We start from the raw sequence: 4945 nt of genomic DNA, 5'->3' as shown, positions 1-4945 counted from the left end.
GACGTGCCGGCCACCGGCCTGCCCGTCGCGGCGCCGGCGCTGCCGCTGGAGGTCCCGGCCGCCCTGCCGACGGCACTGCCCGTCGCCCCGGCCGTGCCGGTGAACGCCAAGCTGCCGGTGCTGGACAGCACCCCGCAGGTGCCGGCGATGTCGGGCCTGGACTCCACCGGCTTCCTCGCGAAGCTGATGGGCCTGGTCAAGCGCAAGTAGTGCGGTGAAGCCGGCGGGTTCTCCCGGGAACCCGCCGGCCCACGATCCCCGCGATCAAGCCGCCCGGCGCTCCACCGCGCCGCGAGGGTGACCTCGCACGGAGCGCTCCGGCGACGGACCGCGGACGCGGGCCTCCCGCGAACACCGAATAGCTCTCCTTCCCTGGAGACGACGAGCCCCAGGAGCCACCCGGCTCCTGGGGCTCGCTTGCGTCTTCGGGCCGATCAGGAGAACTGGAGGGAACGCTTCGCCAGGCCGTGCCAGAAGCCGTCGATCACCGTGCGGCCGGAGCCCTCGTCCGAGGTGGCGCCGAGGGAGACGAACAGCGGCGCGAAGTGCTCGATCCGCGGGTGCGCGAGCGTCGCCGCCGGGGCCTTGTGCCGGAAGTCGAGCAGCGTGTCGACGTCCCCGCTGCGCAGGACCTCGTCGCCCCAGTGGTCGAACTCGGCCGACCACGCCGGCGGCGTCCCGTCGGTGGCGCGGGCCATGCCGCTCAGGTTGTGGGTGAAGAAGCCGCTGCCGATGATCAGCACGCCTTCGTCGCGCAACGGTGCGAGCTTGCGGCCGAGGTCGAACAGCTCCTGCGGGTCGAGCGAGGGCATCGAAACCTGCAGCACCGGGACGTCGGCGGCCGGGAACATCTCGACCAGCGGCACGTAGGCGCCGTGGTCGAGGCCGCGCTCCGGGGCGTCGTGCACCGGCGTTTCGGTCGAGTGGAGCAGCTTCCGGACCTTGGCCGCGAGCTCCGGGGCACCGGGAGCCGCGTACTGCACCTGGTAGTAGCGCTCGGGGAAGCCCCAGAAGTCGTACACGAGCGGCACGGTCGTCGTCGCGCCGATGGTCAGCGGCGCTTCCTCCCAGTGCGCCGACACGATCAGGATCGCACGGGGCTTCGGCAGGTCGGCCGACCAGGCGGCGAGCTGGCGGGTCCACGTGGCGTCGTCGGCGAGCGGCGGCGCTCCGTGGCTGAGGTAGAGGACCGGGGTGCGGGTCATCGACGGCTCCAGTGATTGAAAGTTCAACTACTAGCGTACCTGACGTCGCGGAGCCCCGGGATATTCCTCAGGCGGCTTCGAGGTTGGCGGCGCACCGCTCCAAGGCGTCGAGCCCTCGCCGGTGACGAACGGCGCCATGGCCGCGTCGACCTGCTCCGGCGTGCGGGCCCCGAGGGCGATCGTGTTGAGTACCTGCCAGTGCCGGCGGGTCAGCGACTCCGCGTCGAGGACCTGGGCCATGGAGGATTTCGGAGGTGGAGCAACCATGACGGACGCCGTGGCCGACGTCGAGCGCGCGATGATCGCGATCCGCCGCAGCCAGCAACGGCGGGCGCTGAGCCGGATCGGCAAGGCGAGGGGCCGCGGTGCGCACGACCCGGTGTTCGAGCTGCTCGACGTCGTCGAAGAGCTCGCCGAGCGCGGAGAGCCCGGCACGGTGACGGCCTTGAGCGCGGCGATGGGCGTCGACCAGCCACGCGCCAGCCGGCTCGTGGCGCGCGCGGTCGACCAGGGATTGCTGCGCCGCGAAGCCGATCAGCGCGATGGACGGCGTGCGGTGCTCGTGCCGACCGAGGCCGGCCAGGCCCACCTCGAGGAGATGCACGCCTTCCGCCGCGGCGTGTTCGCCGAGGTCATGGCGGACTGGCCGGAGGAGGACCGCGACACGTTCGGCCGCCTCCTCACGGCGTTCGTCCGCGGGTACAGCGCCCTCGGCTAGTCGTGGGAGAGGTCGACGAAGCGGCTGTAGTGCAGCTGGTGCGCGACCGTGATCGTCGCCGTCGGGCCGGCGCGGTGCTTCGCGATGATCAGGTCGGCCTCGCCCGCGCGCGGGTCGTCGCGCTCCCAGGCGTCCGGGCGGTTGACCAGGATGACGAGGTCGGCGTCCTGCTCCAGGGAGCCGGACTCACGCAGGTCGGACAGCATCGGGCGCTTGTCCGTGCGCTGTTCCGGACCACGGTTCAGCTGGCTGATCGCGATCACCGGGACCTCGATCTCCTTCGCCAGCAGCTTCATCTGCCGGGAGAACTCCGAGACTTCCTGCTGCCGGGACTCGACGCGCTTGCCGGACGTCATCAGCTGGAGGTAGTCGAGGACGACGAGCTTGAGGTCGTGGCGCTGCTTCAGCCGCCGGGCCTTCGCGCGGATCTCCATCATCGTCATGTTCGGCGAGTCGTCGACGAACAGCGGCGCCTCGGAGACCTCGCTCATCCGGCGGGCCAGGCGCGTCCAGTCGTCGTCCGACATCTTGCCGCCGCGCATGTCGGCGAGGCGGATCTTGGCCTCGGCCGACAGCATGCGCATGACGATCTCGGTGCGGCTCATTTCCAGCGAGAAGATGACGCTGGTCATGCCGTGCCGGATCGACGCCGACCGCGCGAAGTCCAGGCCGAGGGTCGACTTGCCGACACCGGGGCGGGCGGCGACGATGATCATCTGCCCGGGGTGCAGGCCGTTGGTCAGCTCGTCGAAGTCGGCGAACCCGGTCGGGATGCCCTGGGACTGGCCGCCGCGCGAGGCGATCGCGTCGATCTCGTCCATTGTCGGCTGCAGCAGTTCTTCCAGCGCGACGTAGTCCTCGCTGGTCCGCCGCTCGGTGACGTCGTAGATCGCGGCTTGCGCGCGGTCGACGACCTCGTCGATGTTCGCGCCGTCGCCCGCCGCCGCGCCGTAGCCGTACTGCACGATCCGGGTGCCCGCCTCGACGAGCCGGCGCAGCACCGCCTTCTCCGAGACGATTTCCGCGTAGTAGCCCGCGTTCGCCGCCGTCGGCACCGTCGCGATCAGCGTGTGCAGGTAGGGCGCGCCGCCGACGCGGCCCAGCTCCCCGCGCCGCTCCAGCTCGGCCGACACCGTGATCGGGTCGGCCGGCTCGCCGCGGCCGTAGAGGTCGAGGATGCAGTCGTAGATCGCCTGGTGCGCCGGCTTGTAGAAGTCGTCGGGGCCGAGCGCCTCGATGACGTCGGCGACCGCGTCCTTCGACAGCAGCATGCCGCCGAGCACGGACTGCTCGGCCGGGATGTCCTGCGGCGGCTGGCGGTCGAACCCGCCCGGGCCGGGGTCGCTGGGCCCCGGGTCTTCCTCCGCATACATCGGACTGCGGTCGTCGGTCAGAGCCACCGCCCCGGACACCTCCTCATCATGTCGAACACCCGTTCGATTATGCCGGATCTTCGCTCTCGAAGCACGTGGCCGGTGCTCGTGCAGCCGGCCGCCCGGACCTCGTCCCCCGATGATCGGCGACAACGCCGGCCGGCTGCCGCAGACACGCGGAGCGCCACCGTGAGTACAGGCCCGAGCGGGCACGCTAGATCCCCCGGAAGGCCGATGGCAATTCAGGGTGGGGACCCATCTGTGGACAACCTGGGGATGAACGGGGGTAACCAATCACAGGTGCCGCGAGAGCTGTGGACAAGTTGGGGACAAGCGTGATCGGCTTTGGTGAATGCGCTGGTCAAGGGCTGTGTACAAGGTGTGGAGAACTCGCGGAAAACTCGTCCGGCGTGTCGCGAGAAGTCCGTTCTTCGGCGTGTCGTGGACCAGCTCGAACCCATTGGACCGAGCGGCCTGTGGATGAAAATCACGGAGGGTAGACGCGTAACCCGGCGGGCTGAACGGCCCGTCACTCAGGCCGCGGTGAGCCGGCCCTGTGCGCTGCGTAACCGTTCGGCGAGAACGCGCTGGTCGGCCGGGGTGAAGGCGATCCGGTTCTCGCCGCGTCCCGGAACCTCCTCGGTCAGCCAGCGGCCTTCCGAGGTATCGATGTAGTTCACCGGGCGTTCGATCCGGTGCCGCGCGCCGGTGCGGCTGCGGGCCGCGACGTAGAGGCTGCCGCTCCCCATCCGGCGCAACGCGAGGATCCGGCGGAGCTCCTCGACCTCCTGCGAACCCTCGGCCGGACGGTCGCCGCGGAGCACCGCGAATCCGCCGTCGTCGCCGCGGGCAGTGCCCTCGAGCAGGCTCTTCGGCACCGCGAGCGGTGTCCCGCGGCCCGGCGCCAGCTTCGGGATCTGGCCGAGGAAGTCGTCGAGCAGCTCGCCGGACCGCGACGACTCCAGCACGACGGCGTCCAGCTCCTCGTGCTTGGCCAGCACGAACGCCTCGCCGCCGGCGCTGCCCGCCAGTAACCGGTAGCTCACCGGTTTGCCCTGGAACCCGCCGTCGATCCAGCCGTAGTACTCCAGCTGTGGCCGGGCGATCGCTTCGATCGTCGCGACGAACCCGGGGTGCATGCCGCGCGGGCCGAACAGCCCGGCCTTCGCGAGCTCGGCGTTGGTCTGCTCGTCCTCGGCGCGCTGGGCCTCGTCGCTGTACCAGGTCGGCGTCTCGGACAGCACCGTGTGCGGCTCGCCGCCCCGGCGCCGGATCAGGTTGATCAGGGTGCCGGTCGAGATGGTGACCTGCCTGTCCAGCACCGCGCTTGCCCCCAGAAAGAATCGGACACAGAAAGAAATCGAACCCGGTGATCACGGGAAACGCCCGGGCGCGCCCATCTTGGCACGCGCCCGGCGGTCCCGCGTGCGCTACTCGCCGATGACCGGCGGTGCGGTCAGCTCGTCGGTGCCGAAGATGTCGTTCGGGTCGTCGCCGAGCAGGTACTTCGACGTGCGTTCCTCGTCGCCGCCGCCCTGGCCCTTGGCGCCGCCGGGGTGCATGCCGCCCATGCCACCCATCCCGGAGGCACCGGCGCGGCCCGCCGCCGCACCGCCCATCGCGCCGCCGGCACCCGCGCCGCCCCGGCC

6 protein-coding genes and 1 pseudogene are annotated in these 4945 nt (G+C 71.0%); 2 read left to right on the top strand and 5 right to left on the bottom strand.

Translation table 11 applies throughout. The features are described from left to right. Positions 1 to 210: hypothetical protein (locus tag ACWEVN_RS46570; protein WP_452055546.1), on the top strand; the 210-nt coding region annotated here is incomplete at its 5' end. Positions 211 to 434: 224 nt separating this feature from the next. Here the strand turns inward: ACWEVN_RS46570 and ACWEVN_RS46565 are convergent. Continuing rightward, positions 435 to 1205, bottom strand: coding sequence for a dioxygenase family protein (locus tag ACWEVN_RS46565; protein WP_452055545.1), 771 nt, complete (start codon positions 1203 to 1205; stop codon positions 435 to 437). A gap of 30 nt (positions 1206 to 1235) precedes the next feature. Then, entirely contained in the window at positions 1236 to 1445 is a 210-nt protein-coding gene (locus ACWEVN_RS46560) for a hypothetical protein (RefSeq protein WP_452055544.1), read from the bottom strand. Positions 1446 to 1470: 25 nt separating this feature from the next. Between ACWEVN_RS46560 and ACWEVN_RS46555 the strand changes: the two genes are divergently transcribed. After that, entirely contained in the window at positions 1471 to 1923 is a 453-nt protein-coding gene (locus ACWEVN_RS46555; RefSeq protein ID WP_449684001.1) for a MarR family winged helix-turn-helix transcriptional regulator, read from the top strand. On the opposite strand, the gene dnaB is transcribed toward ACWEVN_RS46555, so the two are convergent. The 3 genes and pseudogenes from dnaB to ACWEVN_RS46540 form a co-directional block, all read right to left on the bottom strand. Further along, on the bottom strand, positions 1920 to 3323 hold the full coding sequence (dnaB, locus tag ACWEVN_RS46550) for a replicative DNA helicase (RefSeq protein ID WP_449684000.1): 1404 nt from the start codon (positions 3321 to 3323) through the stop codon (positions 1920 to 1922). The two genes, ACWEVN_RS46555 and dnaB, sit on opposite strands and share 4 nt — an antisense overlap. Positions 3324 to 3829: 506 nt before the next feature. Further along, the gene (locus ACWEVN_RS46545; protein WP_452055543.1) at positions 3830 to 4618 is read right to left on the bottom strand and encodes an ESX secretion-associated protein EspG; all 789 of its coding nucleotides are present in this window, start codon (positions 4616 to 4618) and stop codon (positions 3830 to 3832) included. Between the two features lie 108 nt (positions 4619 to 4726). Further along, a pseudogene (locus tag ACWEVN_RS46540) lies at positions 4727 to 4945 on the bottom strand (hypothetical protein); the annotation flags it as partial.

Source organism: Amycolatopsis sp. NPDC003861, assembly GCF_053605405.1.
The sequence above is the reverse complement of the archived record's forward strand: the minus strand, read 5'-3'. Positions and strand labels throughout refer to the sequence as shown.